At 66.2% G+C, this 26,587-nt stretch carries 25 protein-coding genes; 9 read left to right on the forward strand and 16 right to left on the reverse strand.

The genetic code is table 11. The features are described from left to right. Positions 1-257 precede the first annotated feature (257 nt). Positions 258-1,601, reverse strand: coding sequence for a proline--tRNA ligase (gene proS, locus VK682_RS06450; RefSeq protein WP_230795290.1), 1,344 nt, complete (start codon positions 1,599-1,601; stop codon positions 258-260). Positions 1,602-1,731: 130 nt separating this feature from the next. On the opposite strand from proS, the gene VK682_RS06455 reads away from it, so the two are divergent. The 5 genes from VK682_RS06455 (at position 1,732) to VK682_RS06475 (ending at position 8,921) form a co-directional block, all read left to right on the forward strand. Next, on the forward strand, positions 1,732-2,802 hold the full coding sequence (locus VK682_RS06455) for an AI-2E family transporter (protein WP_089850021.1): 1,071 nt from the start codon (positions 1,732-1,734) through the stop codon (positions 2,800-2,802). Beyond that, positions 2,799-3,485 (forward strand): DnaA/Hda family protein, encoded by a 687-nt coding sequence (locus VK682_RS06460; protein WP_230795291.1) that lies wholly within the window; start codon positions 2,799-2,801, stop codon positions 3,483-3,485. Before VK682_RS06455 ends, VK682_RS06460 begins: the two co-directional genes overlap by 4 nt. Positions 3,486-3,563: 78 nt before the next feature. Continuing rightward, the gene (locus VK682_RS06465; RefSeq protein WP_089850193.1) at positions 3,564-5,735 is read left to right on the forward strand and encodes an RNA degradosome polyphosphate kinase; all 2,172 of its coding nucleotides are present in this window, start codon (positions 3,564-3,566) and stop codon (positions 5,733-5,735) included. Positions 5,736-5,957: 222 nt separating this feature from the next. Further along, positions 5,958-7,256: a flagellin N-terminal helical domain-containing protein gene (locus tag VK682_RS06470; protein ID WP_230795292.1), complete on the forward strand. Its 1,299-nt coding sequence runs from the start codon at positions 5,958-5,960 to the stop codon at positions 7,254-7,256. Positions 7,257-7,370: 114 nt separating this feature from the next. After that, the gene (locus tag VK682_RS06475) at positions 7,371-8,921 is read left to right on the forward strand and encodes a Ppx/GppA family phosphatase (RefSeq protein WP_230795293.1); all 1,551 of its coding nucleotides are present in this window, start codon (positions 7,371-7,373) and stop codon (positions 8,919-8,921) included. Positions 8,922-8,924: 3 nt separating this feature from the next. Here the strand turns inward: VK682_RS06475 and VK682_RS06480 are convergent, their stop codons facing one another. Genes VK682_RS06480 through VK682_RS06500 form a run of 5 tightly spaced genes read right to left on the reverse strand, consistent with a single transcriptional unit; the run spans position 8,925 to position 12,190 of the window. Continuing rightward, positions 8,925-9,311 carry a hypothetical protein gene (locus VK682_RS06480; RefSeq protein ID WP_324781587.1) on the reverse strand — a complete coding sequence of 129 codons (387 nt, stop codon included), beginning with the start codon at positions 9,309-9,311 and terminating at the stop codon, positions 8,925-8,927. A 50-nt stretch (positions 9,312-9,361) separates the two neighbouring features. Continuing rightward, the gene (locus VK682_RS06485) at positions 9,362-10,360 is read right to left on the reverse strand and encodes an endonuclease/exonuclease/phosphatase family protein (protein ID WP_089850030.1); all 999 of its coding nucleotides are present in this window, start codon (positions 10,358-10,360) and stop codon (positions 9,362-9,364) included. Between the two features lie 4 nt (positions 10,361-10,364). After that, positions 10,365-11,048 carry a molecular chaperone DjiA gene (locus VK682_RS06490; RefSeq protein ID WP_089850032.1) on the reverse strand — a complete coding sequence of 228 codons (684 nt, stop codon included), beginning with the start codon at positions 11,046-11,048 and terminating at the stop codon, positions 10,365-10,367. Between the two features lie 51 nt (positions 11,049-11,099). Beyond that, positions 11,100-11,579, reverse strand: coding sequence for a GNAT family N-acetyltransferase (locus tag VK682_RS06495; RefSeq protein WP_230795296.1), 480 nt, complete (start codon positions 11,577-11,579; stop codon positions 11,100-11,102). After that, a complete protein-coding gene (locus VK682_RS06500) occupies positions 11,576-12,190 on the reverse strand; it encodes a VOC family protein (RefSeq protein WP_089850036.1) in 615 nt (204 codons plus the stop codon). Before VK682_RS06500 ends, VK682_RS06495 begins: the two co-directional genes overlap by 4 nt. A gap of 161 nt (positions 12,191-12,351) precedes the next feature. Here VK682_RS06500 and nhaA point away from each other — a divergent pair, with 161 nt between their 5' ends. Then, entirely contained in the window at positions 12,352-13,542 is a 1,191-nt protein-coding gene (nhaA, locus tag VK682_RS06505) for a Na+/H+ antiporter NhaA (RefSeq protein ID WP_230795297.1), read from the forward strand. Between the two features lie 86 nt (positions 13,543-13,628). Here nhaA and scpA read toward each other — a convergent pair whose 3' ends face one another. Further along, positions 13,629-15,767, reverse strand: coding sequence for a methylmalonyl-CoA mutase (gene scpA / locus VK682_RS06510; RefSeq protein ID WP_230795298.1), 2,139 nt, complete (start codon positions 15,765-15,767; stop codon positions 13,629-13,631). 171 nt (positions 15,768-15,938) lie between these two features. On the opposite strand from scpA, the gene VK682_RS06515 reads away from it, so the two are divergent. After that, positions 15,939-16,397, forward strand: coding sequence for a DUF4174 domain-containing protein (locus tag VK682_RS06515; RefSeq protein ID WP_269061933.1), 459 nt, complete (start codon positions 15,939-15,941; stop codon positions 16,395-16,397). Positions 16,398-16,470: 73 nt separating this feature from the next. Here the strand turns inward: VK682_RS06515 and VK682_RS06520 are convergent, their stop codons facing one another. The 8 genes from VK682_RS06520 to VK682_RS06555 all read right to left on the reverse strand — a co-directional run bounded on the left by VK682_RS06520 (position 16,471) and on the right by VK682_RS06555 (position 23,109). Then, positions 16,471-17,274 (reverse strand): hypothetical protein, encoded by an 804-nt coding sequence (locus VK682_RS06520; RefSeq protein ID WP_230795301.1) that lies wholly within the window; start codon positions 17,272-17,274, stop codon positions 16,471-16,473. 4 nt (positions 17,275-17,278) lie between these two features. Next, positions 17,279-19,279 carry an acetyl-CoA carboxylase biotin carboxylase subunit gene (locus VK682_RS06525; RefSeq protein ID WP_324781588.1) on the reverse strand — a complete coding sequence of 667 codons (2,001 nt, stop codon included), beginning with the start codon at positions 19,277-19,279 and terminating at the stop codon, positions 17,279-17,281. A 164-nt stretch (positions 19,280-19,443) separates the two neighbouring features. Then, positions 19,444-19,647 carry a hypothetical protein gene (locus VK682_RS06530; RefSeq protein WP_089850048.1) on the reverse strand — a complete coding sequence of 68 codons (204 nt, stop codon included), beginning with the start codon at positions 19,645-19,647 and terminating at the stop codon, positions 19,444-19,446. 361 nt (positions 19,648-20,008) lie between these two features. After that, on the reverse strand, positions 20,009-20,371 hold the full coding sequence (locus VK682_RS06535) for a hypothetical protein (RefSeq protein WP_230795303.1): 363 nt from the start codon (positions 20,369-20,371) through the stop codon (positions 20,009-20,011). Between the two features lie 78 nt (positions 20,372-20,449). Next, positions 20,450-20,593 carry a hypothetical protein gene (locus VK682_RS06540; RefSeq protein ID WP_165616882.1) on the reverse strand — a complete coding sequence of 48 codons (144 nt, stop codon included), beginning with the start codon at positions 20,591-20,593 and terminating at the stop codon, positions 20,450-20,452. 205 nt (positions 20,594-20,798) lie between these two features. Then, positions 20,799-21,221: a DUF6497 family protein gene (locus VK682_RS06545; protein ID WP_230795304.1), complete on the reverse strand. Its 423-nt coding sequence runs from the start codon at positions 21,219-21,221 to the stop codon at positions 20,799-20,801. Continuing rightward, positions 21,218-21,571, reverse strand: coding sequence for a hypothetical protein (locus VK682_RS06550; protein WP_324781639.1), 354 nt, complete (start codon positions 21,569-21,571; stop codon positions 21,218-21,220). The genes VK682_RS06545 and VK682_RS06550 overlap by 4 nt, the downstream gene beginning before the upstream one ends. A gap of 5 nt (positions 21,572-21,576) precedes the next feature. Continuing rightward, positions 21,577-23,109 (reverse strand): acyl-CoA carboxylase subunit beta, encoded by a 1,533-nt coding sequence (locus VK682_RS06555; protein ID WP_089850054.1) that lies wholly within the window; start codon positions 23,107-23,109, stop codon positions 21,577-21,579. A 174-nt stretch (positions 23,110-23,283) separates the two neighbouring features. Here VK682_RS06555 and VK682_RS06560 point away from each other — a divergent pair, with 174 nt between their 5' ends. Further along, positions 23,284-24,513 (forward strand): multidrug effflux MFS transporter, encoded by a 1,230-nt coding sequence (locus VK682_RS06560; RefSeq protein WP_089850056.1) that lies wholly within the window; start codon positions 23,284-23,286, stop codon positions 24,511-24,513. 64 nt (positions 24,514-24,577) lie between these two features. Next, positions 24,578-25,981, forward strand: coding sequence for a helix-turn-helix domain-containing protein (locus VK682_RS06565; RefSeq protein WP_230795305.1), 1,404 nt, complete (start codon positions 24,578-24,580; stop codon positions 25,979-25,981). Positions 25,982-25,984: 3 nt separating this feature from the next. Here VK682_RS06565 and VK682_RS06570 read toward each other — a convergent pair whose 3' ends face one another. Continuing rightward, the gene (locus tag VK682_RS06570; RefSeq protein WP_230795307.1) at positions 25,985-26,560 is read right to left on the reverse strand and encodes a hypothetical protein; all 576 of its coding nucleotides are present in this window, start codon (positions 26,558-26,560) and stop codon (positions 25,985-25,987) included. Between the last annotated feature and the right edge of the window lie 27 nt (positions 26,561-26,587).

A 26,587-nucleotide genomic window follows, 5' to 3' on the forward strand; every position in this document is an offset into this window, starting at 1 on the left:
TCCGGGTCATGGCCGAATGCGAGGACGAAGCCCTGCTTGCCCGTCTCGTCGACGGCATCGTGGCCGAAGTCGAGGCCGCCGCCTGACAAGGGCCCGCCCCTGCCCGGCCCCGCGCCTGTGGGGCGGGCACGGCCTGCCTCCGGCGGGGATATTTAGAGCCGCTGGAAGCCGGGTTTCGCGCCCGGGATTCCAGCGGCCAGAAATATCCCGGGGGGAGAGGCCGCAGGCCGAGGGGGGCAGAGCCCCCCTTGCCCCGCTCAGGCGGTGGCGCGCCCGTAGATCTGCGCAATGCGTTCCACGGCGGCTTCGGGGGGCAGTTCCTCGCTCTCGCCGCTGCGGCGTGAGGTCAGTTCCACCACGCCGTTCTTCAGCCCGCGCGGGCCCACGGTGATCCGCCACGGCAGGCCGATCAGATCCATCGTGGCGAATTTGCCGCCGGCGCGCTCGTCCCGGTCGTCATAGAGCGGCTCCAGCCCCAGCGCGTCCAGCGCGGCATAAAGCGCCTCGCAGGCGGCATCCGCCTCGGCATCGCCCTGCTTGAGGTTGACGATCCCGCAATGGAAGGGCGTCACGCCTTCGGGCCAGATGATGCCGCGCTCGTCATGGCTGGCCTCGATGATCGCGCCCAGCAGGCGGCTGACGCCGATGCCGTGGCTGCCCATATGCACGGGCACCCGCGCGCCCGACTGGTCCACCACCGTGGCGCCCATCGCGTCGGAATATTTGGTGCCGAAATAGAAGATCTGGCCGACCTCGATGCCACGCGCGACGCGGCGGCGGTCTTCGGGGACCTGCTCGAAGAGGGCGGCGTCATGGGTCTCGTCGGTGCGGGCATAGCGCGAGGTGAATTCCTCCAGCACGGCCTGACACTGCTCCACCGAATCGTAATCGATGGCGCGCTCGCCGAAGCGCAGGTCGGTGATCTCGCTGTCGTAGAACACCTCGGATTCGCCGGTCTCCGCCAGCACGAGGAATTCATGGGTGTAATCGCCGCCGATCGGGCCGCCATCGGCGCGCATCGGGATCGCCTGCAGCCCCATGCGTTCATAGCTGCGCAGGTAGCTGACAAGGTGGCGGTTATAGGCGTGCAGCGCGTCTTCCTTGGTCAGGTCGAAATTGTAGCCGTCCTTCATCAGGAATTCCCGGCCCCGCATCACGCCGAAGCGCGGGCGGATCTCGTCGCGGAATTTCCACTGGATGTGATAGAGCGTCAGCGGCAGATCCTTGTAGCTCGACACATGCGAGCGGAAGATGTCGGTGATCAGCTCCTCGTTGGTCGGACCATAAAGCATGTCGCGCCCGTGCCGGTCGGTGATGCGCAGCATCTCCTGCCCGTAATCGTCATAGCGCCCCGACTCGCGCCACAGATCCGCCGATTGCAGGGTCGGCATCAGCATCGGGATATGGCCCGCGCGCTGCTGTTCCTCGTGCACGATCGCCTCGATCCGCTTCAGCACCTTGAAGCCCAGCGGCAGCCAAGAATAGATCCCGGCGGCGGCCTGCTTGATCATGCCCGCCCGCAGCATGTAGCGGTGCGACACGATCTGCGCCTCTGAGGGCGTTTCTTTCAGGACGGGCAGGAAATAACGGCTCATACGCATGGCGGGCCTCCGCAAAAGTTGTCCCGACCGGGTTAGGCGAAGGCTGCGGCAAGGGCAAGAGCCCTGCACCCGCCCTTGATTCAGCCCCGCCAAGACGCAATGTAGGGACAAGCAAGCGAAAGGGACCGCCATGGCACTGCCTGCGCAGACGCAGCTGAGATACTGGGGAATCGCTGCGGTGGTGCTCTCCGTGGTGCTGTGGTTTCTCGGCGACGTGCTGCTGCCCTTCATTCTGGGCGGGGCCATTGCCTATTTCCTTGATCCGGTGGCGGACCGGCTGGAACGCGCGGGCCTGTCCCGCGCCATGGCCACGGCGGTGATCACCGTGCTGGCGGCGCTGCTGTTCGTGGTGGTGGCGCTGGCGGTGGTGCCCGCGCTGGTGCGCCAGACCATCCAGCTGATCGAGACGGCGCCGCAGCTCTTCCGTGACCTGCAGGAGTTCCTGACCACGCGCTTTCCCGATCTCATCACCGAAGGCAGCCCGGTCCGCGAAACGCTGGCCTCGCTTGGCGAGACGGTGAAGGAACGCGGCGGCGAGCTGGCCAATACGGCGCTGAGCTCGGCCATGTCCTTCATCAACATCCTGCTGCTCTTCGTGATCGTGCCGGTGGTGGCGGTCTATCTGCTGCTCGACTGGGACAACATGGTGGCGCGGGTCGACGAGCTGCTGCCGCGCGAACATGCGCCCACCATCCGGGCGCTGGCGCGCGATGTCGATGCCACGCTGGCGGGGTTCATCCGCGGCATGGGTTCGGTCTGTCTGATCCTTGGCACCTATTACGCCGTGGGGCTGTGGCTGGTCGGGCTGAATTTCGGGCTGGTGGTGGGCGTGATCGCGGGGCTGCTGACCTTCATCCCCTATGTCGGGGCCATTGTCGGCGGCGGGCTCGCCATCGGGCTGGCGCTGTTCCAGTTCTGGGGCGACTGGATCTGGATCGCGGCGGTGGCGGGCATCTTCCTGCTGGGCCAGTTCATCGAGGGCAATTTCCTGACGCCGAAACTGGTGGGCAATTCCGTGGGGCTGCACCCGGTCTGGCTGATCCTTGCGCTGTCGGTCTTCGGCTCGCTCTTCGGCTTCGTCGGCATGCTGGTGGCCGTGCCTGTGGCCGCCGCCATCGGGGTGCTGACGCGGTTCATCGTCGGCCGCTACAAGGACAGCAAGCTCTATCGCGGGCTGGACCAAGACCAGTCGCGCGGATGACCCCGCCCGAACAGCTTCCCCTGCCTCTGCCGCGCCGTGCCGCGCTGGGGCGGGAGGATTATTTTGTCAGCACCTCCAACGCGCTGGCGCTGGCGCTGCTGGATGGCTGGCGCGACTGGCCCTCGGGCAAGCTGATCCTTGTGGGGCCGCGCGGCGCGGGCAAGACGCATCTGGCCCATGTCTGGGCGGCCGACTCCGGCGCGCATATCCTGCCCGCCGACGTGCTGCCCGATCTGGCCATTCCCGATCTGGTCCGGGCGCCGCTCTGCATCGAGGATGTCCCCGCCATCGCGGGCAACCGCGTCGCGGAGGAGGCGCTGTTCCACCTGCACAACCTGTCGCAGGCCGAACGCCAGCCGCTGCTGCTGACCGCCAGCGCACCGCCCCGGCACTGGCCGCTGGTGCTGGCCGATCTGCAGAGCCGGATGGAGGCCACCCAGACCGCCACGCTGCCGCAGCCCGATGACGTGCTGCTGGCGGCGGTGCTGGCCAAGCTGCTGGATGACCGGCTCTGCATCCCCGCCCCAGAGGTGATCCCCTATCTGGTCCGTCACATGCCGCGCAGCTTTGCCATGGCGCAGCGCATGGCGGCAGAGCTTGACGCGCGCGCATTGGGACGGCCAAAAGGGATCACGCGCACGCTGGCCCGCGATGTGCTGCAGGCGCTGGTGCCCGGGTCATGATCCGCAGGCCGCAGCCCTGTTTGTCCGGCAAGATGAGTCTTCACGAAGATGTCGCAATTTATGGCGCATAAGCCCACCATGACCCTCGCAGATTTTCTCAAAGCCCCGATTCCGCCTGCCCAGGACCTGCCCGATGTCGATCTGACGGGGCCGGGGCGTTTCTTCAACCGCGAGCTCAGCTGGCTCGGTTTCAACTGGCGCGTGCTGGAAGAGGCGGAAAATCCGCGGGTGCCCCTGCTGGAGCGGCTGCGCTTCCTGTCGATTTCGGCCAACAATCTGGACGAATTCTACACGGTGCGCGTGGCGGGGCTGCGCGAGCTGGCCCATGCGGGCAACACCACGCCCGCCGCTGACGGCCTGTCGCCCGCCGAACAGCTGGTGATGATCGACGAAGACGCGCGCAACCTGATGAGCCGCCAGCAGAAGGTGCTGCAGAGCCTGCAGGACGATCTGGCAGCACAGGGCATTTCCATCGTGCCGCGCGACCGGCTTGACGACGGCGACCTGACCTTCCTGTCGGAAGCCTTCCTGACGCAGATCTTCCCGGTGCTGTCGCCGCTGGCGATCGATCCCGCGCATCCCTTCCCGTTCATCGCCAACATGGGCTACTGCCTTGCGCTGGAACTGGAACGCAAGCGCGACCGCCGGGTGCGGCAGGCGCTGCTGCCGATCCCGCATCAGATCGACCGCTTCATCGCGCTGCCCGCGCCCGACGGGCAGCAGCGGTTCATCTTCCTTGAAGACGTGCTGCTGCTGCATATCGACAGCCTGTTCCCCGGCTACCGGGTCAAGGATCATTTCGGCTTCCGCGTGCTGCGCGACAGCGATCTGGAAGTCGAGGAAGAGGCCGAGGATCTGGTCCGCGAATTCGAGGTCGCGCTGAAGCGCCGCCGCCGCGGTGAAGTGGTGCGCCTGACCATCACCCGTGGCGCGGGCCGCAGCCTGCGCGAGATCGTCATGCGCGAACTGCATGTGCAGGAAAACGAGGTCATCGAGCTGGATGGCATGATCGGCATGGCCGATCTCAAGGAACTGGTGCTGGACAGCCGCCCCGACCTGCTCTGGCCGGTGTTCACCCCCCGCGTGCCCGAACGGGTGCAGGATCACGAAGGCAGCATGTTCCGCGCCATCGCGCAGAAGGACATGCTGCTGCATCACCCCTATGAAACCTTCGACATGGTGGTGCGCTTCCTGCAGCAGGCCGCTGCCGATCCGAACGTGGTGGCGATCAAGCAGACGCTCTACCGCACCTCGCGCAATTCCCCGATCGTCGAGGCGCTGTGCGAAGCCGCCGAGGAAGGCAAGTCCGTCACCGCGCTGGTGGAACTGAAGGCACGCTTCGACGAGGCCGCCAACATCCGCCAGTCGCGCCGTCTGGAACGGGCGGGCGCGCATGTGACCTATGGCTTTGTCGACTGGAAGACCCATGCCAAGATCTCGACCGTGGTGCGCCGCGAGGGGTCGAAGCTGGTGACCTACACCCATTGGGGCACCGGCAATTACCACCCGATCACCGCCAAGATCTACACCGACCTGTCGTTCTTCACCTGCGACGCGGAACTGGGGCGCGATGCGTCGAAGATCTTCAACTACCTGTCGGGCTATGCCCTGCCCGAGGGGCTGGAAAATCTGGTGATCTCGCCGCTGACGCTGAAGCCGCGGATGCTGGAACTGATCGCCGCCGAGGCCGAACATGCCCGCAACGGCAAGCCCGCGCGCATCTGGCTGAAGATGAACTCGCTGATCGAGCCCGACATGATCGACGCGCTTTATGCCGCAAGTCAGGCAGGCGTGCAGATCGACTGCGTGATCCGGGGCATCTGTGGCCTGCGTCCGGGCATCCGGGGGCTGTCGGACAATATCCGGGTGAAATCCATCGTGGGCCGCTTCCTTGAACATTCGCGGATCGCCTGTTTCGGCAATGGCCATGGCCTGCCGCACAGCAAGGCGCGGGTGGTCATCTCTTCGGCGGACTGGATGGGGCGCAACCTGAACCGGCGGGTCGAAACCGGGGTGGAAATCCACAACCCCACGGTGAAGGCGCAGATCGTCAGCCAGATCATGGCCGCGAACCTTGCCGACACGGCGCAAAGCTGGGTGATGGAACCGTCGGGCAAGTTCACCCGCCACGCGGTGCCCGAGGGCGAGTTTGCCTTCTCCTGCCACCGCTTCTTTATGGAAAACCCGTCGCTGTCGGGCCGTGGCTCGGCAGGGGCCAAGGACGTGCCGCAGCTGACCCACGGCGACTGACACCACCCTTTGGGGCATTTCGCGGCGCTGCCACAGAAATGCCCCAAAACCACCCTCTCTGCGCCACGATTGATTAAGTCACGGTAAATCCGGCCCCGGTTAGGTTTTGTCAGCAAACCCGTGGGCCCCACCATCGGCCCGCCCTGCCCAAGCGGGCGGCAGAAGCCGCGCCCGGTCAGGTCAGCGCAAAGCGCCCCCTCCCCCGGCACAAGGCGCAGCTTCATGTCCAGCATCCTGACCAACACCTCCGCGACCACCGCGCTCCGCACCCTGCAGGCGATCAACGCCAATATCGTCAGCACCCAGCTGGAGCTTGCCACCGGGCGGCGCGTCGCCTCGTCCGAAGACAGCAGCGCCATCTGGTCGATCTCCAAGGCGATGCAGACCGATGTGGCCGGGTTCGACCGGCTGTCGAACAACATCGCGCTGGGGCAGTCGACGATTTCCGTGGCGCGGCAGGCGGCGGAAACCGTGACCACGCTGCTGTCAGAGATGAAGGTGCAGGTGGTCACCGCCCAGCAGGACAGCGTCGACCGTGCCAAGATCCAGAGCGAGGTGTCCAACCTGCGCGACCAGATCGAGGCGGTGGTGGCCATGGCGCAGTTCAACGGGCTGAACCTGCTCAACAATACCGACAGCACCGCCGGAACCGGCACGGTGTCGGTGCTGTCCTCGCTGGACCGGTCCGGCGCCACGGTCACCGCCCGCGACATCGACGTGCGCAAGCGCGATCTGGGCACCCGCGCGGGCAGCATCGCGGCAACCGGCGGCACCTTCACCGCCAGCGCGGCCAGTGTCACGCTCAACGCCACGCAGACCGCGACGCTGGATGCCTCGGCGCTGGCGGTGGCGGCGGGCACCGGCTTTGCCCTGTCGGTCTTCGGCACGGATGCCGATGGCTCCGCCTTTGCGCAGGCCAGCTACCGCACCACCACAGGCGCCACGCCGACACAGGCAGAGGTGGCGGCAGCCTCGCTGTCCTATGTCGCCCGCGACGGCGACACGATGGGCGACGTGGTCACCGCCATCGGGCGCAAATGGACCGCCTTCGCGCAGCAGAACGATCTTGATCCGGACGTGCTGACGCTGGGCTTTGCCAGTGGCCGGATCACCGCCACCTCTGGCGTCACCGATGGCACCGACCAGATCGCGCTAACCTTCAGCCGGGTGGGCGCCGATGCGGGCAACACCATCGGCGGCGGGCTCGACATGCTGTCAGGGCTTGACGTGTCCACCAAGGCGGGGGCCGTCTCGGCGCTGGCACGGATGGACGGGCTGATCGCCACCGCCATCGGATCCGCCGCCGCCTTCGGGTCGGACCAGACCCGGCTGGAAATTCAGGGCCGCTTCGTCAAGACGCTCGCCGACACCATGCGCAGCGGCATCGGCACCATGGTGGATGCCGATCTGGAAGAGGCCTCGGCCCGGCTGCAGGCGCTGCAGGTGCAGCAGCAGCTTGCGGTTCAGGCCATGTCCATCGCCAACAACTCGCCGCGCGTGCTGCTGGGTCTTTTCCGCTGACGCGGCTTCCGCTGCGGCACCGGCCCGCCCCACGCGGATTATTTAGGCGGAATCGCTTTTGCCTTCTGCCGCATGCGTGTTAGAGGAAGGGCGCATCAAAGGCCGGGAAAGCACATGGACGGAAACACCGACTCCGCCCAGAGCGATTGGGGCCCGTTCGGGCGTCCGCTCTTTGACGATCCGCAGGCGCGACGGCTGTCGCGGGTGGGCGTCGTGGATATCGGGTCGAATTCGGTTCGGCTCGTCGTGTTTGACGGCGCGGCGCGCAGCCCCGCCTATTTCTACAATGAAAAGATCATGTGCGGCCTTGGCGCCGGCATGCCGGAAACCGGGCGTCTGAACCCCGAGGGCAAGGCGCGGGCGCTGTCCGCCCTGCTGCGGTTCCAGACGCTGGCGCGCGGCATGAACCTGCCGCCGCTGACCGCCGTGGCCACCGCCGCGATGCGCGATGCCGAAGACGGCCCCGCCTTCCGCGCCGAGATCGAGAATGCCACCGGGCTCAAGATCTGGGTGATCGACGGCGAGGAAGAGGCGCGGCTGTCCGCACAGGGCGTGCTGCTGGGATGGCCGGGCGCCGATGGCGTGGTCTGCGACATTGGCGGATCGTCGATGGAACTGGCCGAAGTGACCGGCGGTCAGGTCGGCAAACGCATGTCCTCTCAGCTTGGGCCGCTGCGGTTCAAGGATCTGGAAGGCGGCAAGAAAGCCCGCGAAAAGCACCTGCGCCGCATCATCGGCGGGCTGGCGGAGCATATCAGCGGCACCGGCAAGCGGTTCTTTCTGGTGGGCGGATCGTGGCGGGCCATTGCGCGGGTCGATATGGAACGCCGCGGCTATCCGCTGCATGTGCTGCACGAATACCGCATGGATCTGGCCGCCACGCGCGACACGCTGGCCTTTCTGGAAACCGCCGATCTGGAGGCGCTGCGTAGCGCCTGCGGCATTTCCAGCGCCCGGATGAGCCTTGTGCCCTATGCCGCCGAAGTGCTCGCCGAACTGCTCGACACCTTCGAGCCCAGCGAAATCGCCATCTCTTCCTACGGCATCCGCGAGGGGCTGCTTTATGAACAGATGCCGCAGGGCCTGCGCGACCGCGATCCGCTGATCGAGGCCTGCCGCTTTGCCGAGGCCAAGGATGCCCGCCTGCCCGGCTTTGGCAAGAAGCTCTACCGTTTTGTGCTGCCGCTCTTCCCCGGTGCCAGCGACGCGCGGCTGCGCATCGTGCGCGCCGCCTGCCTGCTGCATGACGTCAGCTGGCGCGCGCATCCCGATTACCGGGCCGAAACCTGTTTCGACAATGCCACCCGCGCCAATCTGGGCGGGCTCGACCATGGCGAACGCATCTATCTGGGGCTGGCGCTGCTGCACCGCTACCGCAACAAGCGCGAAGGCACCCGGTTCGAGGATTTCCTTGACCTGCTGCCGCTTGAGGACCAGCAGGAAGCCGAAATGCTGGGCAAGGCGATGCGGTTCGGTTCCATGCTGTGGATGTCGGACGCCGCGAGCGAAGGCGCGACGCTGGACTGGGATCCGGAGGCGGGGCTGCTGCGCCTGCACCTGACCGCAGAGGCAGCACCGCTTTACGGCGAGGTGGCGGAGGCGCGGTTCAACGCGCTGGCCCGCGCCATCGGGGCCGACAAGACCGAGGTCGAGACCGAGGACTAGGCGTCAGATCTCGATCTCTTCGCCGGGTTCGGGGGAGCGCATCGGATCGTTGGGCGCGTCCTCCGGGTCCAGCGGTTCCGCATCGGGCTTGCGCCGGATCAGGATGTCGCCATTGGGCAGCATCACCGGCGGCTCGTAGCGCGACCAGTCCTCCACCTCGTCCAGAATGCCGCTCAGGGCGGGGCCCATCTGCTGCAGGAAGCCCTGCAGCGCCGGACCCATTTCGGTGGCCAGATCCTGCAAGCCGCGCAGGGCAGGATCCATCTCGTCGCGCAGGCCGCGCAGGAACAGGTCGGCGCCGCGTTCCATGAGGCTGCGCCCGTCCTCTGGCTCCGCCTCCTGCGCCAGCGCAGGGGGAACCATCAGGCAGGCCACAAGGGCAAGAGGCAATATCCGGGTCATACCCTGACTATAGCGCAGAGGGCGCCTCCGGCCAGAGGTCAGATGTCCAGATCCACCGTCACCGGGAAATGATCCGACGCCGCCAGCAGGGCTGCGCGCAGGTCGGGGCTGTCCCAGCAGTCCGGGTCGTCGAACGGATGCCAGATGCGCCACGCCTTTGCCTGCGGGCGCAGATCCTGCGACACCATGATGTAATCCAGCATGGCCTGCAGATAGCGCCGCTCTGGCCCGATATAGAAGCGCGCCGAGGTCGGCTGCGGCGCAAGCCCGCCCTTCAGCGCCTCCAGCGCGTGCGGATCATAAAGCGGCGCCGCCTCCCCCAACAGGATTTCCACCGAACTGCGCCCGAACAGATGTTCGTATTCGTCCAGCCCCGGCCCGTCATTCAGATCGCCCAGCAGGATGACGCTGTCCCCCGCCGCCAGCGCCGCGTCGATGCGGCGCCGGATCCAGATCGCCTGCGCCAGCTGCTTGCGGCGGTTGGCGATGGACAGGCGCATGATCCGGTCCGCCCCCACCGCGCCATGCGGCGCCTTGGATTTGAGATGCGCACCGATCAGCCGCAGCACCCGCCCGCCGGGTGTGACCGCCTCCACCTCCAGCGGCGGCTTGGAGAAGGTCACCCTGTCCTCGGTGGCGTCGATGTCCAGATCGATGCGGAACACCCCGTCAAAGCGCGGCGCGTCGGGGCCCGCCTGTGGATCATGGCGCACATTCAGCACGGCGGGGTCGTAAAGCAGCGCAAGTTCCTGCTGCGTGTCATTGGCAAAGCCGGTCAGCACGGCACGGCAGCGCAGGTCGAAGGCGGTGGCGAAATGGGTCAGCGCACGGGTGGTGTCGCGCCGCGCATTGGTGTCGGGCGCCTCCACCACCAGCACGGCATCGGCATCAAGCTCGGCAAAGACCCGCCCCAGCGCCCGGGCCTGCTCTGCCCGGCTGACCCCGTGCCGGGCCGAGGGTTCCGCGTCCATGTAAAGCCGCCCCTGATCGTCGAACAGCGCATCGAACCATTCGACATTGTAGGTGGCCAACCGCACCCGGTCAGACCTGCTCGCGCGCCGAGATCTCTTCCCATGCGCGGTTGATGTCGATCAGCCGCTTTTCCGACATGCGGATTGCCTCTTCGGGCAGGCCGCGCGCCTGCATCACGTCGGGATGGGTATTGCGCACAAGCTGGCGCCAGTGGCGGCGGATCTCGGGAAGGGGCGTATCCGGGCTGACCCCCAGCACGCTGAACGGATCGGGCGCGCAGTCGGGCACGAACCGCGCCCGCAGCGCGCGGAACTCGGAATCGGAAATGCCAAAGATCTCGGCCACCCGCTCCAGAAACGCGTCCTCGTCGGGGTGGTAGTCATTGTCGGCCACCGCCATGTGAAACAGCCCCTCCATCAGATCGCAGAGCGGCGTGGCGGTGCCGTCGAACATGCGGCGGATGCGGGCGGCGTATTCCTCGAACCCGGCCACGTCCTGCCGGGCAAGGTTGAAGACGCGGGCGGCGGCGGGCTCGTCCTCGGGGGCGATGGTGAAGACCTCGCGAAAGGCCGCCACCTCGTTGCGGGTCACGCGCCCGTCGGCCTTGGCCATCTTGGCCGAGAGCGCGATGACGGCAATGGTGAAGGCCACGCTGCGTTCCGGCGGCTGGCGCAGCCGGTCGAACACGGCGGAAAGGCCTTCGCCATTGGCGAGGGCCGACAGGGCGTCAGCAATGCGGGTCCAGATCGACATGGCCGCAGCATACGATGCGGCGCGGGGACTGTCAGTGCGACAAAGCGCAGATCACAGAAATTTCTGCATCAGCACAAGATCCATCCAGCGCCCGAACTTGAACCCCACCTCGGGCAGCCGCGCCACCTCGCGGAAACCGCAGGCGGCGTGAAAGGCGAGGCCCGCCGGGTTTTCCCCCGACACCCCCGCCATCATGGAATGGGCGCCCTGTGCCCGCGCCTCGGCGCAGAGCGCCGTCATCAGCGCGCGGCCCACACCCCGGCCCTGCGCCTCTGGCGCCAGCAGGATCGTGTGCTCCAGCGTGCGGGCATAGCCCGGGCCGCTGCGAAAGGCGAAGAAGGTGGCAAAACCAAGGAGGCGGCCCTCCTCCTCGGCCAGAAGAAAGGCGGGGCCGCGCGCGGCAAAATCCGCCGCCAGCCCTTCGGGGGTCTTGCGGGTGGTGGTGAAGGTCACGGCAGTGCCGTCGATGACCGGATTCCACAGCGCCGCCACCGCTTCGGCATCCCCGGCCTGCGCGGGACGCAGGATCACTGCAGCACCCGGATGCCGCGCGGCGTGGTGAAGCTGCCGCGCAGCGCGGGCACGGCTTCGGTCACAAATTCCACCACCGGCGCGGTCAGATGCGGCACCAGCAGCGCCGCTAGCGCCTCCGCCTCGGGATGGGCGACGCTGAGCCGGTCCAGCCGCGCGCCCGATGCGGGCAGCGCCAGCCCCGGCGGCACCGGGCTTTGCCATTCGATCAGCGCAGGAAACATGCCCGCAAAGGGCAGGATGCCGTCGCGCGGCACCGCCATGCGCCAGCGCAGCGATCCCCGGCTGAGCGACACCGCCTCCCCGGCCATGGGCAGCAGGGCCAGCGCGCGGTCCAGATCGGGGACGCGGCAGACCCATTTGTCGAGCCGGGGCGGCCCGGAAAACTGGTCCAGCCCGAACCAGCGCGCCCGCCCGGGCGTGGCCGCCGCCGGGTCCACCGCGATGGCTTCGAGATAAAGGCCGTCATCCAGGCCAAGAAGCTGATTATGCGTGCCAAAATCGGGATGTTCGCCGCCGGGCAGCAGCGGCGCACCCAGCGTCGCCTCTGTATGGGACACCGCCTCCGCAAGGGTTTCGCCCAGCACGGCGATGTGATCGAGCTCCAGCATCGGGTCTCCTGACCTTTGTTGCACCGGTGCCACGATATCGCCATGGTGCGGGCAGGCAATCCTGAAATGCTCGCGCGCGCGCATTGATTTTTGTAGGCGTAAGAGCCATTTCAAGCCCTCGTAACCAAAAGTTGAAAAATTCGCTTCCACGGGAGACTTCCATGCTGCTGCGCGCCCTCGACAAGTTTTTCAAGCACGAAGCATCGGGGGGCATATTGCTCATGCTGGCGGCGGTGGGTGCCATGCTCGTCGCCAACTCCTCGCTGTCCGAGGGCTACCATGGCATGCTCAACACCTATTTCGCCGTCACCTATGGCGGCGAGGGCCTGCAGAAGCCGCTGATCCTGTGGATCAATGACGGGCTGATGGCGGTCTTCTTCTTCCTGATCGGCATGGAACTGAAGCGCGAGCTTCTGGAGGGCAAGCTCAAGAACCCCTCCGACGTGATCCTGCCCGGCATGGCCGCCGTGGGCGGCATGATCGTGCCCGCGCTGATCTATTCCAGCATCAACTGGGGCAATGCCGAAACCATCCGGGGCTGGGCCATTCCCGCCGCCACCGACATCGCCTTCGCGCTTGGCGTGCTGGCGCTGGTGGGCACGCGCGCGCCCTCCTCGCTCAAGGTGTTCCTGCTGACGCTGGCCATCCTTGACGACATGGGCGCCATCATCATCATCGCGCTGTTCTATACCGCCGATCTGAAGCTGGATTACCTGTTCCTTGCGCTGGTCCCGATGGCGGTCATGGCATGGCTGAACTACCGCCGGATCCACCGCGTGGCGCCGCTGCTGATTCTGGGCGCGATCATGTGGTTCTTCGTGCTGAAATCCGGCGTACATGCCACGCTGGCGGGCGTCGTCACCGCCTTCTTCATCCCGATGAAGGACAAATGGGGCAAGTCGCCGCTGCATTCGGTGGAACACGCGCTGTCGCCCTATGTGCTTTACGTGATCGTGCCGATCTTCGCCTTCGCCAATGCGGGCGTGGTGCTGTCCGGTCTGGGGCCGGACCAGCTGCTGGCCCCGGTGCCGATCGGCGTGGCGCTGGGTCTGGTGCTGGGCAAGCAGGTGGGCGTGTTCGGCGTGACATGGATCATGGTCAAGACCAAGCTCGCGCGGATGCCCTCTGGCGCGACCTGGCTGCAGGTCTATGGCATCGCCTGTCTGGCGGGCATCGGTTTCACCATGTCGCTGTTCATCGGCGGGCTGAGCTTTGGCGAAAGCATGCTGATGAACGAGGTGCGGCTTGGCGTTCTGGCAGGCTCCATCATCTCGGGGATCCTCGGCTATACCGCGCTGATGGTGGCCTCGTCCAAGGCCGCCGCAACCAAGACGGCAGCACCGATCCGCTAAGCCGGCCTGCGGCACAAAAAGAAACCCTCCCCCGCTTGGGGGAGGGTTTTTTGCTGCCCTGTGCTGCCCTGCGCTGAGGACGGGTGTCACAGCGCCTCTGGCCGGGCCTCGCGGATCAGGCGCAGGATGTCGCGCGCGGCATCGGGGATGTTGGTGCCCGGACCAAAGATCGCCTTCACCCCGGCATCATACAGAAACTGGTAATCCTGATGCGGGATCACCCCGCCGCAGATCACCAGAATCTCGCCCGCGCCCTGATCCTTCAGCGCCTGCACCAGCTGCGGCGCCAGCGTCTTGTGCCCGGCGGCCTGACTGGAAATGCCCACCACATGCACGTCATTGTCGATGGCATCCTGTGCGGCCTCGTCCGGCGTCTGGAACAGCGGGCCCACATCCACGTCGAAGCCGATATCGGCAAAGGCGGTGGCGATGACCTTGGCGCCACGGTCATGGCCATCCTGCCCCATCTTCACCACCAGCATGCGCGGGCGGCGGCCCTCTTCCTCGGCAAAGGCTTCCACATCCTTCTGGATCGCGGCAAAGCCTTCGTCGCCTTCATAAGCCGCGCCATAGACCCCGGCGAGCGTCTTGACCTCGGCGCGATGCCGCCCGAACACCTTTTCCATGGCCATGCTGATCTCTCCGACGCTGGCACGGGCGCGGGCGGCCACCACCGCCGCCTCCAGCAGGTTGCCGCCTTCGGTGGCGCGGCGGGTCACTTCGGCCAGCGCCGCATCGCAGGCGGTCTGGTCGCGGCTGGCGCGGATGCGCTCCAGCGCGGCGATCTGGCTGTCGCGGACCCGGGCATTGTCGATGTCCAGAATGTCGATGGGATCCTGCTGGGCCAGCCGGTATTTGTTGACCCCCACGATCACATCCTCGCCCCGGTCGATCTGGGCCTGACGGCGGGCGGCGCTTTCCTCGATCCGCAGCTTCGGCATGCCGGAGGCCACGGCCTTGGTCATGCCGCCCATCTCCTCCACCTCCTGCATCAGCGCCCATGCCTTGTCGATCAGATCGGCGGTCAGCGCCTCGACGTAATAGGATCCGGCCAGCGGGTCGACCACCTTGGTCACCCCGGTTTCCTCCTGCAGGATCAGCTGGGTGTTGCGGGCGATGCGGGCAGAGAACTCGGTGGGCAGGGCAATCGCCTCGTCCAGCGCGTTGGTGTGCAGGCTCTGCGTGCCGCCCAGCACCGCCGACAGTGCCTCATAGGCGGTGCGCACCACGTTGTTATAGGGATCCTGTTCCTGCAGGGACACGCCCGAGGTCTGGCAATGGGTGCGCAGCATCTTCGACCGTTCGGATTTGGCGCCGAATTCGGTCATCACCCGATGCCAGAGCGTGCGCGCGGCGCGCAGCTTGGCCGCCTCCATGAAGAAGTTCATGCCGATGGCAAAGAAGAACGACAGGCGGCCCGCGAACTTGTCCACGTCCATCCCGGCATGGATGGCGGCGCGCACATATTCGCGCCCGTCCGCCAGCGTATAGGCCAGCTCCTGCACGAGGTTCGCCCCCGCCTCCTGCATGTGATAGCCGGAGATCGAGATGGAGTTGAATTTCGGCATCTCGTTCGAGGTGTATTCGATGATGTCCGAAATGATCCGCATCGACGGTTCGGGCGGGTAGATATAGGTGTTGCGGACCATGAACTCCTTGAGGATGTCGTTCTGGATGGTCCCGGACAGCGCCGCGCGGGAATGGCCCTGCTCTTCGCCGGTGACGATGAAACTGGCGAGGATCGGAATGACCGCGCCGTTCATGGTCATGGAGACAGAGACCTGATCCAGCGGGATGCCGTCAAAGAGGATCTTCATGTCCTCGACGCTGTCGATGGCCACCCCCGCCTTGCCCACATCGCCCACCACGCGCGGATGGTCGCTGTCATAACCGCGATGGGTGGCCAGATCGAAGGCCACCGACACGCCCTGCTGCCCCGCCGCCAGCGCCTTGCGGTAAAAGGCGTTCGATTCCTCGGCGGTGGAAAAGCCCGCATATTGCCTGATCGTCCAGGGGCGGCCCGCATACATCGTGGCCTTCACGCCCCGGGTGAAGGGGGCAAAGCCGGGCATGGATCCCAGATGCGGCAGCCCCTCCACATCCTCGGCGGTGTAGAGCGGCTGCACGTCGATGCCTTCCAGCGTCTGCCAGCGCAGATCCTCCGCCGTCCTGCCGCGCAGTTCTGCCTCGGCAAGCTTGCGCCAGTCGTCCTTTGTGGCTGTCATGATCTGCTCCTCTCTCTCCTGAAGCCGGGGCCAGCCGTGGCCGGGTCTGTCCCGCTTCGCATCCTTGCTGTGTGGGGGCCGCGCGGGAACGGGGGGCGTGTGCCAACATTTTCGGCATCGCACCGTGTCTGACCCTGTGCAGGGGCCCGGTGGCTGCCTATATCTGCAGACATGAAGCGCCTGCTCCCACTTGTTTCGTTTGTGTATTTCACGCTTGTCGCGGGCTTTGGCCTCGCGCAGGAGGCAGAGCCCCCGCTGGACAATGCAATCCGTCCCGCCGCAGACGCGCGGCTTTCGGACTTTCTCTGGGTGTCGCGGCCCATCGTGGTCTTCGCCGACTCGCCCGAGGATCCGCAGTACATCCAGCAGATGGAGCTGATTTCCGAACGGCTCGGTGCGCTGGTGGACCGGGATGTGGTGGTGCTGACCGATACCGACCCCGCCGCGCGCAACCCGATCCGGCAGGATCTGCGCGCGCGCGGCTTCATGCTGGTGGTGATCGCCAAGGACGGGGCGATCCTGCAGCGCAAGCCCGCGCCATGGGACGTGCGCGAGATCACACGGTCCATCGACAAGCAGCCGCTGCGCCAGCGGGAAATGCGCGACTCGCGCCAAGGCTTGCAGCCCTGACCCGCCTTGCCTATATTTGAGACACGGCAGACCGACACAGACACTGGCAAGGAGAGCATCATGGAAAAGCCCATCATCCCGCTGACTCCGATCCCGGTGACCGGGCGTTCCGGCCCGCGTCCGGGCTACTGAACCGCCGCGTCACCGCTTCCGCGCCGGGGGCCCCGCCCTTGGCATAGCCATCAATCAGCGCCAGCGCGTAGCTGCCCAGCTGATAGGCCCTCTGCCGCATCTGCACATAATCCTGATAGATCAGGATCCGCCGCCCCTGCGGCAGCTGCGCGAAGCGGTCCGACCGCATGTCCTCGGCCAGCGCCCGGATCGACGCGATCAGGCTGTAATAGGCCACCACCGCGTCGATGGTCTGGCGCGGCAGCACCTCGATTTCATCCAGCAGCGCGGCATAGACCCGGTCATGCACCTCGTTGGGGATGAAGGGCACAAAGCTTTCATCCGCCTCCATCCGGGCCACAAGCTGCGCCGCCTGCGCGTCGCCCTGCCCTTCGGAATAGAACGCGGCAAGCGTGTCGCGGATTTCGGCAAAAAGCGCCTTGTGGTAATCGCGCAGCTTTTCGGCCTTGTCGCGCGCCCGCCCGGTTTCGGCGAACATCGTCGTGGTCAGCCATCCCAGCGCGATGACCAGCCCCGCGATCAGCGCCTGCCACAGCCGGTCCTCCAGATCGGCAAGTCGCGACAGCACCAGCAGCGGCAGGCCCAGCAGCAGCGCCACGGGCAGCGCGATGCGGGCAAAGCGCAGAAGGATGCTGCGCGAGATCGCCGCCCCCTCGCCCAGAAGCAGCAGCAGCGCAGCCCCAAGCCCCAGCAGCGCAAGCACGCCCGCGCCGATCCAGACATCAAGGGGCTGCGCCGGGGTCATGGGATCACTCGAACTCCATGATGACATCATCCACGGCCAGACTGTCGCCCGCGCCCGCGTTGATCTTCTTCACCACGCCGCGCCGTTCCGCGCGCAGGATGTTTTCCATCTTCATCGCCTCGACGGTGCAGAGCGCCTGACCGTCCTGCACCTCGTCGCCTTCGGAGACGTTGATCTTCACCACAAGCCCGGGCATCGGGCACAGCAGCAGCTTCGACGTGTCGGGCGGCAGCTTTTCCGGCATCAGCCGCGCCAGTTCCGCCTGCCGCGGCGTGCGCACGATGACCTTCAGATCGGCGCCGCGGCTGCGGATGTGGAACCCCGCCGACACCTTGCCGACCTTCAGCACCAGCGGACGGCCATTCACCTCCATCCGGGCCAGCGTCATGCCGGGGGTCCAGCTGCCGGTCACGCGAATCTCGGCGCCATCGGCAAAGCGCACAGTGGATCCCTGCCGGTCTGCGGCGATGGTCACCTCATGGTCCACGCCCTGCAGCGACACGGTCCAGTCGCTGCCCACCTTGCGTTCGTGATTGTCGAGCGTGCCGGAAATGCGGCTGCGCCGGATCTCGGCCACGCGGTTCATCGCGGCGCAGGCGGCGGCGATGTCGCGCAGCGCGGGTTCTGGCAGCGTCACGCCCACAAAGCCCTCGGGATATTCCTCGGCGATGAAGGCGGTGGTGATGTTGCCGGAGACAAAGCGCGGATGGTCCATCACGGCGGCAAGGAACGGCAGGTTGTGGCCGATTCCCTCCACCTCGAAACTGTCCAGCGCGTTGCGCATCACCTCGATGGCCTGCTCGCGCGTGGGCGCCCATGTGCAGAGCTTGGCGATCATCGGGTCGTAATACATGCTGATCTCGCCGCCCTCATAGACGCCGGTATCATTGCGCACCACGCCGCCCAGCATCTCGCCCTCGGCGGGCGGACGGTAGCGGGTCAGCCGCCCGATGGAGGGCAGGAAGCCGCGATAGGGATCCTCGGCGTAAAGCCGGTTCTCGATGGCCCAGCCGTCGATCTTGACGTCGTCCTGCGTGATCGTCAGCGGTTCGCCATGGGCGATGCGGATCATCTGCTCCACAAGGTCGATGCCGGTGATCAGTTCGGTCACCGGGTGTTCGACCTGCAGCCGGGTGTTCATTTCAAGGAAATAGAAGTTCTTGGCGCCGTCGACGATGAATTCCACCGTGCCCGCAGAGGTGTATCCCACCGCCTTGGCAAGCGCGACCGCCTGCTCGCCCATGGCGCGGCGGGTCTCGGGATCCAGAAACGGGCTCGGCGCCTCCTCGACGACCTTCTGGTTGCGGCGCTGGATCGAACATTCGCGTTCGTTCAGATAGAGGCCGTTGCCATGGGCGTCGCACAGCACCTGAATCTCGATATGGCGGGGCTGGGTCACAAACTTTTCGATGAAGATGCGGTCATCGCCAAAGCTGCTGGCCGCCTCGTTCTTCGACGACTGGAAGCCCTCGCGCGCCTCCTCGTCCGTCCATGCGATGCGCATGCCCTTGCCGCCGCCCCCGGCGCTGGCCTTGATCATCACCGGATAGCCGATCTGGTTGGAGATGGTCACCGCCTCTTCGGCATCGGCGATCAGCCCCATATAGCCCGGCACGGTGTTCACCCCGGCTTCGGCGGCGATCTTCTTGGAGGTGATCTTGTCCCCCATCGCCTCGATCGCCTTCACCGGCGGGCCGACAAAGGCCACGCCCTCGGCGTCCAGCGCCTGCGCGAATTTGGGATTCTCGGACAGAAAGCCATAGCCCGGATGCACCGCCTGCGCGCCGGACTGGCGGATGGCCCCCATGATCCTATCGATCACGATATAGGACTGGCTCGCCGGGGCCGCGCCGATATGCACGGCCTCGTCGGCCATCTCCACATGCAGCGCGTTCCTGTCCGCGTCCGAATAGACCGCCACCGTCTTGATGCCCATGCGCCGGGCCGTCTTGATGACGCGGCAGGCAATCTCCCCCCGGTTGGCGATCAGGATCTTCTCGAACATCTCCGTCCCTTTCCTAGATGGTCGCGGCCCGCAGGCGCCGGTCCGGCGCTGGCCCAAACACGAAAAAGGCCACCGGAGCCGGATGCTCCGATGGCCAGAAACTCTGACTGTCACAGAGCAGACGCGGGCTGGTCAGCGCCGCGTCGCCCTTGGTGAGCCGGGGCTCAGCAGCGCGAGGGGTAGCGGTTGCAATACGCGACGTTGCCGGCTGCGCCGACCAGCGCCCCCGTGGCGAGGTCGCCGTCAACTGCCGCTGCCGTGGCCGCGCCCGCGCCGGCACCGATGATGCCCCGCTCGCCAACCGTGTCGCCACAGGCCGCAAGACCCAGAAGTGCCGCGCCGAGGGTGAGTGCTTTGATCGTCTGCATGGGAAACTGTCCTTCGTGTTCGTCTCTGCCGATGCCGAACTAACCCATGATACCGGGGTCAGGTTCCACCCAAATGCGCACGCTGTCGTGAACCCGGCGAAGGATGGCCGATCCTGCAGTCTGGCAGGCACCTTTGCGCCGACCCCGACCGGACTGCAGGGGAAAGAGACGGGCGACGGGCAAGGGGATATGCCACGCCGCCCGCAAGGGGAAGGGTTACGGCAGATGCGGCGGACGGAGTCCCGTTCCCCCGCGCCTGCACCCATAACGCTGCCCGAGCGGCCCCCCCGCGCAAAGCGGAGCGTGCCGCACCGGGTCCGGTCGGCCTCTTTCCGCTCAAATCGGCGAGGGAGCGGCAAGCTCACGCCCATTCCTCCGGTGAGTCGAAGGCTTCGGGGAAGGACAGCCGCGCCGCCTTCTCGTCGATGATCAGCAGCGATTCATAGCTGACCGGATCGAAGGGCGAGTCGTAGGGCAGCACTTCGCGGCCAAAGAGCCATGACAGCCGTCCGGCATCCAGATTGCCCCGTTCAAAGGGCTCGGTGCCAAAATGCGCCCAGAGCGAGGCCATGAAGGCCAGATCGGCGCGTTTGTCGGGGGGTCTGCGGTCACGATACCGTTCGCGCTTGATCAGCGGCGTGGCGCCATCGGGATTGGCGCGGCGGATGGTGAACTGGAAGTCGGTGCCGGGCAGACGGCCGGGGAATCCGCGATGCTTCAGCATGTGCAGCCCTCCACACCGGAGACCTGCAGGCGCTGCAGAAGCGGGACGGACCCTTGCGGGGCCCGTCCCGAAGGCAAATTACTTGTACTTGCCGGTGTAGACGGGTTCAGTGGTGATCGGCTCGGGGTCGACCACAACGAACTCTTCTTCCTGCTGGCCGCCGCATGCCGAAAGCGTGGCAACGAAACCAAGCATGGCAAGAAGCTGGATGCTCTTGGACATCTTATTCTCCTGTCAGATTCGACGGAACCGGCAGATTTCACCGGCCCTCGTCCAGAGGTAACGATTGCTTGGGTGCAATCGTGATCGACCATATCCGAATCGAAAACCGAAAGATATGCGGCCCGAACTGCGGCGCCGAGTTGTGGCAGCAAAGCCTCATGTGTCCTGCGACATGAGGTTTCCGCCCCAAGATATTGTGTAAGCATTAGAATGCCTCCCAGATACAGGTGTCGTCGCGCAACGAGAATGCCTCGAAGATCTGACGTACATCCGGCCTCGGTTGCCCGAATTCAACGGGAGCTTCCATCAGGGAAATGACGATCTGTGCCGGGGGCGCGGCATCGCTGCCCAGATGCGACATTGCGTAGTCTTGACACAGGAACTGCATGTCCGTCACCAGCGCGTCGGGATCATGCGCCATGGTGCTGCCGATCATGGGTGCCAGAAAGCGGAATCGCAGGATCGGGCCCCCGCCAAAATCATCGGTCAGCGTCTCGTAAAGCCGCACCTCCATGCCGGAGGGCACTGCCACGGCGCTCTCCTCAGGCGCCGTGGTCTGGCCCGACGCGGCGGAACCCGCCAGCGCCAGAATCGCTGCTCCCATTTGCTGCAAGCGGCGGGTCGTCATGCGGCCCACCGCAGCCAGCGCGCCCGGCGGGCGCCATCCTCCAGCACCGCGGCGATGCGCGCCTCGGCCTGTGCGCGGGGCACCGCCCCCGCCACCTCTCCGCCCGCCAGCAGATGCAACTGGCCGTCCTGCGGCGTGATCCGCACGCAGGGGGCAAAGCCGCGCAGGTCGCGCAGCGCCCGCCACAGATCCTGCCGCACCTGATGTGCCAGCCGTTCGGGCCGCGCCACCTGAGGCAGCAGCGTGCCCACGCCCAGATCGAAGCGCGCGGGCAGACGGCGCGACAGCGTCAGCGCGCCCTCGGCGCGGGTGATGTGCCAGCCACGGCTGGTGCCCTTGCGGTCTCCCATCCCGGTCACAGCGGAATGTTGTCGTGTTTCTTCCACGGATTGCTGAGCGACTTGTTGCGCAGCATGGCAAAGGCGCGCGCCACCCGGCGGCGGGTCGACCGTGGCTGGATCACCTCGTCGATGAAGCCGCGTTCAGCGGCGACAAAGGGATTGGCGAAGCGGTCCTCGTAATCGGCGGTGTGGCGCGCGATCTTCTCCGCATCGCCCAGATCGGCGCGATGGATGATCTCTGTCGCGCCCTTGGCGCCCATCACCGCGATTTCCGCCGTGGGCCATGCATAGTTCACGTCGCCGCGCAGATGTTTGGAGGCCATCACGTCATAGGCCCCGCCATAGGCCTTGCGGGTGATGACCGTGACCTTGGGCACCGTCGCCTCGCCATAGGCGAAGAGCAGCTTGGCGCCATGCTTGATGACCCCGCCAAATTCCTGCCCCGTCCCCGGCAGGAAGCCCGGCACGTCGACAAAAGTCAGGATCGGGATTTCGAAACAGTCGCAGAACCGGACAAATCGCGCGGCCTTGCGGCTGGAATCGATGTCCAGACAGCCCGCCAGCACCATGGGCTGGTTGGCGACCACACCCACCGTCTGCCCCTCCAGCCGGATGAAGCCGGTGATGATGTTGCGGGCAAAATCTTCCTGAATCTCGTAAAAATCCGCCTCGTCCGCGACCTTCAGGATCAGTTCCTTCATGTCATAGGGCTGGTTGGCGTTTTCGGGGATGATCGTGTCGAGCGAGGTTTCCACCCGGTCCACATTGTCGAAGAACGGGCGCACGGGCGGCTTTTCGCGGTTGTTGAGCGGCAGGAAATCCACCAGCCGTCGCACCTCGGCCAGCGCCACCACGTCATTTTCAAACGCGCCATCCGCGACGGAGGATTTTTTGGTATGGGTGGCAGCCCCGCCAAGCTCCTCGGCGGTGACGATCTCGTTGGTCACGGTCTTGACCACGTCGGGACCGGTCACGAACATGTAGGAGGTGTCCTTCACCATGAAGATGAAGTCGGTCATGGCAGGCGAATAGACCGCCCCGCCCGCGCAGGGCCCCATGATGACCGAAATCTGCGGCACCACGCCCGAGGCCAGCACGTTGCGCTGGAAAATCTCGGCATAGCCCGCAAGACTGTCGACGCCTTCCTGAATCCGCGCGCCACCGGAATCGTTGAGCCCGATCACCGGCGCGCCGTTCTGCACCGCCATATCCATGATCTTGCAGATCTTCTGCGCATGGGTGGCCGACACCGACCCGCCCAGCACGGTAAAATCCTGGCTGAAGACATAGACCATGCGCCCGTTGATGGTGCCCCAGCCGGTGACCACGCCATCGCCATAGGGCCGGTTCTGTTCCATGCCGAAATCGGTGCAGCGATGGGCGACGAACATGTCGTATTCCTCGAAACTGCCCTCGTCGAGCAGCAGTTCGATACGTTCGCGCGCGGTCAGCTTGCCCTTGGCATGCTGCGCGTCGATGCGGGCCTGACCGCCGCCGATCCGGGCACCGGCGCGGCGGCCCTCCAACTCCTGCAGAATGTCTTTCATGGCCGTCCCTCTCGTTTGGCCAGACCATACAGAGGCGCCTTTACCGCTCAAGTCAAATTCGGCAAATTTGCAAAGTCTGAAAAGTCGAAGGATTGCAAATAGCAAAGCCGCAAATGCTCCGCTCCCCCTGCGTCCTATATGGACTTTCAGAGACTCCCGTCATACGGGAACTGCATGCAGAGTCAGCCCGCCGTCCGTTTTCTGGACAACACCACGCCACCGCATCTTGTCACACTTGTCCTGCTTGCGGGACTGTCTGCGCTGGCCATGAACGTCTTTCTGCCGTCCCTGCCGCAGATGACGGCATATTTTCAGACCGAACACACGCTGATGCAGCTTTCGGTGGCGATCTACCTCTGGGTGAACGCCGCGCTGCAGGTGGTGATCGGGCCGGTGTCCGACAAGTTCGGGCGGCGCCCGGTGATTCTGTGGGGGCTGGCGCTGTTCCTGCTGGCCACGCTGGGCTGCGTTCTGGCCACCGACGTGACCGTGTTCCTGATCTTCCGCATGTGTCAGGCGGTGATCGTCAGCGCCATGGTGCTGAGCCGCGCCGTGGTGCGCGACATGGTGGCCGAGGATCAGGCCGCCTCGCGCATCGCCTATGTCACCATGGGCGTGGCGGTGGTGCCGATGATCGGGCCGATGATCGGCGGCGTGCTGGGCGAGCTGATGGGCTGGCAGGCGGTGTTCTGGATGCTGCTGCTGCTGGGGGTCGCGATGATGTGGCTGGCATGGCGCGATCTGGGGGAAACCTCGCGCAGCCGGGGCCTGACGCTGGGCCAGCAGTTCCGCGAATATCCCGAACTGCTGACCAGCCCGCGATTCTGGGGCTATGCGCTGGCCTGCGCCACCGCGTCGGGGTCGTTCTTTGCCTATCTCGGCGGCGCGCCCTTTGTGGGGTCGGTGCTGTTCGGCCTGTCAGAGGCGGAGGTGGGGCTTTATTTCGCCATCCCCGCCGTGGGCTATTTCCTTGGCAACTTCTTCTCTGGCCGGTTTTCCGCGCGTTACGGCATCAACCGGATGATCCTCTGGGGCTCCATCGTGCTGGCGGGCGGCATGGCGGGCGCGCTGGTGGTCTTTGCCATGGGGATGGGATCGGCGCTGAGCTTTTTCGGCTTCATGTGGTTCATGGGCTTCGGCAATGGCATGGTGGTGCCCAATGCCACGGCGGGCACGCTGACGGTGCGCCCGCATCTGGCGGGCACGGCCTCCGGTCTGGGCGGCGCAATCATGCTGGGCGGGGGCGGCGCGCTGTCGGCGCTGGCGGGCGGGCTGCTGAGCGTGCAGTCCGGCGCATGGCCGCTCTTGTGGCTGATGCTGGCCACCTCGGTCGCCAGCCTGATCTGCATCCTGCTGGTGATCCGGCGCGACCGGCGGCTGGCGGGGCTGGACCTCGCGCGCTGAGTTTGCATAGTGACCCTGAAGCCGTGGCAAAGGTGCAAAGCCCTGCCCGGACCGGAGGGGCATCATGGCGACACGCAAACTTTATGCCGGGGCAAAGCTGCGCGACCTGCGCGGGCGGCTGGGGCTGACGCAGAAGGATTTCGCCGCCAAGCTGGGCGTGTCCCTGCCCTATCTCAACCAGATGGAAAACAACAACCGCCCCGTCTCCACCACGGTGGTGCTGGCGCTGGCGCAGGAATTCGGCTTTGACGTCACCGAACTGGGTCAGGGCGATGCCGAACGGCTGGTTTCCGACATGCGCGAGGCGCTGGCCGATCCGGTTTTTGGCGAACATGCCCCGCCGCTGGCCGATCTGCGCCTGACCGCCTCCAACGCCCCGGCGCTGGCGCGGGCCTTTCTGGATCTGCACCGGTCTTACCGGCAGACCCATGAACGGCTGGCGAGCCTTGACGAGGCGCTGGGGCGCGAGGGCGCGCAACTGCAGCCCTCCCCTTGGGAAGAGGTGCGGGATTTCTTCCATTACTGCGACAATTACATCGACGCGGTGGACCGCGCGGCAGAGCATTTTGCCCAGATGCTGGGCGGCGGTGGCCCCGATCTGCGCGCCGCCGTGATTGCCCGGCTGCGCGGGCGCGGCATCGCGGTGGAGATGGCGCAGACCCCGGCGCTGCGCAGCTTTGATGCGGCGCGGCAGGTGCTGACGCTGTCCTCGCTCGCGCCTTACGAGACGCAGACCTTTCAGCTGCTGGTGCAGGTGGCGCTGCTGCGGCAGGATCCGCTGCTGGAGGCGACGCTGGATCTGGCGCGCTTCCAGTCCGACACCGCCCGCGCCATCGCCAAGCTGGGGCTTGCCAACTATTTCGCGGGCGCCGCGATGATGCCCTATGGCGCGGTGCTGGCGGCGGCGCAGGAGACGCGGCACGATCTCGATCTGGTGGCCGCGCGCTTTGGTGCCTCGATCGAGCAGGTGGCGCACCGGCTTTCGACGCTGCAGCGGCCCGGCGCCAAGGGCATCCCGTTCTTTTTCGCCCGCGTCGATCAGGCCGGAACCATCACCAAGCGCCATTCCGCGACGCGGCTGCAATTCGCCCGTTTTGGCGGGGCCTGCCCGCTCTGGAACGTGCACCGCGCGTTCGAGACCCCGAACACCTTTCTGCGGCAGCTGGCAGAGACCCCGGACGGCGTGCGCTACGTGCTGCTGGCGCGCGACGTGACCAAGCCCGCTGGGCGGTTCGGCGCGCCGGTGCGCCGTTTTGCGATGGCACTGGGATGCGAGCTGCGCCACGCGGGCGCGCTGGTCTATGCCGACGGGATGGATCTGACCCGCGACCGGGCGTTCGAGCCCATCGGCATTTCCTGCCGCATCTGCGAACGCACCGACTGCCACCAGCGGTCGGTGCCGCCGCTGGAGCGGCGCCTGACCATCCGGCCAGACCGCCGCGACATCCTGCCCTATGCGCTGGACTGAGCCCTAGCGCCCCTCGGCCAGCGCACGTTTGGCGGCAAAGACCTTTTCGCGTTCGACCCACGGGTAACGCGTGTCTTCCAGCACCGGCCCCCAGTAAAGATCGCCGCCATTGCGCCACGGATCCAGCACGATGCCCTGATCCATCCGCGCGCCGGACGCGCTGGCGATGACGGTGCTGTGTTCGATGCGCAAGGGGGTCATGGCATTGGCAATGGCGCGGTGCAGGTCGATGGTGCGGAAATCCTCCTGCAGCAGCCGCGCCTCCAGATCATCGGCCCACTGGTAGCACAGCCCGCGCGGGCGGGTGCCGTTGTTGACCTTGACGTTATGGATATAGGCGCTGTCGGTCACGTTCCACGCCACCGCCAGTTCGCGCGGATAGTCATAGGAAATGCGGGCCATGCGCGCCGCCTCTTCGGGATCGACATCGGGGCCAAGGCCGCGCAGGGCGGCGGCCAGTTCCATCACCTCGGCGGCGGAGGGCGGCGGCACATGCGGCGAGCGGGTGGCACAGGCAGAGAGCAGGAAGGCGGCCAGCAGAAGCGGCAGCAGGCAGAACCGGGAAAGAAGGCGTGGCACGGCAGGTCCGGACATTGAGGATGTTTC

This window comes from Salipiger marinus, from assembly GCF_035481585.1.
Taxonomy (GTDB): Bacteria; Pseudomonadota; Alphaproteobacteria; order Rhodobacterales; family Rhodobacteraceae; genus Salipiger; species Salipiger marinus.

Bases quoted from the DNA above. Each gene is read 5' to 3' on its own strand.
- VK682_RS06540 (WP_165616882.1), bottom strand. From the start codon at position 20,593: ATGTCCAAGAGCATCCAGCTTCTTGCCATGCTTGGTTTCGTTGCCACG.
- VK682_RS06530 (WP_089850048.1), bottom strand. From the start codon at position 19,647: ATGCAGACGATCAAAGCACTCACCCTCGGCGCGGCACTTCTGGGTCTT.
- VK682_RS06460 (WP_230795291.1), top strand. From the start codon at position 2,799: ATGACCCCGCCCGAACAGCTTCCCCTGCCTCTGCCGCGCCGTGCCGCG.
- VK682_RS06565 (WP_230795305.1), top strand. From the start codon at position 24,578: ATGGCGACACGCAAACTTTATGCCGGGGCAAAGCTGCGCGACCTGCGC.
- VK682_RS06550 (WP_324781639.1), bottom strand. From the start codon at position 21,571: ATGGGAGACCGCAAGGGCACCAGCCGTGGCTGGCACATCACCCGCGCC.
- VK682_RS06525 (WP_324781588.1), bottom strand. From the start codon at position 19,279: ATGTTCGAGAAGATCCTGATCGCCAACCGGGGGGAGATTGCCTGCCGC.
- nhaA (WP_230795297.1), top strand. From the start codon at position 12,352: ATGCTGCTGCGCGCCCTCGACAAGTTTTTCAAGCACGAAGCATCGGGG.
- VK682_RS06475 (WP_230795293.1), top strand. From the start codon at position 7,371: ATGGACGGAAACACCGACTCCGCCCAGAGCGATTGGGGCCCGTTCGGG.
- VK682_RS06500 (WP_089850036.1), bottom strand. From the start codon at position 12,190: ATGCTGGAGCTCGATCACATCGCCGTGCTGGGCGAAACCCTTGCGGAG.
- VK682_RS06465 (WP_089850193.1), top strand. From the start codon at position 3,564: ATGACCCTCGCAGATTTTCTCAAAGCCCCGATTCCGCCTGCCCAGGAC.
- proS (WP_230795290.1), bottom strand. From the start codon at position 1,601: ATGCGTATGAGCCGTTATTTCCTGCCCGTCCTGAAAGAAACGCCCTCA.
- VK682_RS06555 (WP_089850054.1), bottom strand. From the start codon at position 23,109: ATGAAAGACATTCTGCAGGAGTTGGAGGGCCGCCGCGCCGGTGCCCGG.
- VK682_RS06490 (WP_089850032.1), bottom strand. From the start codon at position 11,048: ATGTCGATCTGGACCCGCATTGCTGACGCCCTGTCGGCCCTCGCCAAT.
- VK682_RS06520 (WP_230795301.1), bottom strand. From the start codon at position 17,274: ATGACCCCGGCGCAGCCCCTTGATGTCTGGATCGGCGCGGGCGTGCTT.
- VK682_RS06545 (WP_230795304.1), bottom strand. From the start codon at position 21,221: ATGACGACCCGCCGCTTGCAGCAAATGGGAGCAGCGATTCTGGCGCTG.
- scpA (WP_230795298.1), bottom strand. From the start codon at position 15,767: ATGACAGCCACAAAGGACGACTGGCGCAAGCTTGCCGAGGCAGAACTG.
- VK682_RS06455 (WP_089850021.1), top strand. From the start codon at position 1,732: ATGGCACTGCCTGCGCAGACGCAGCTGAGATACTGGGGAATCGCTGCG.
- VK682_RS06560 (WP_089850056.1), top strand. From the start codon at position 23,284: ATGCAGAGTCAGCCCGCCGTCCGTTTTCTGGACAACACCACGCCACCG.
- VK682_RS06515 (WP_269061933.1), top strand. From the start codon at position 15,939: ATGAAGCGCCTGCTCCCACTTGTTTCGTTTGTGTATTTCACGCTTGTC.
- VK682_RS06535 (WP_230795303.1), bottom strand. From the start codon at position 20,371: ATGCTGAAGCATCGCGGATTCCCCGGCCGTCTGCCCGGCACCGACTTC.
- VK682_RS06470 (WP_230795292.1), top strand. From the start codon at position 5,958: ATGTCCAGCATCCTGACCAACACCTCCGCGACCACCGCGCTCCGCACC.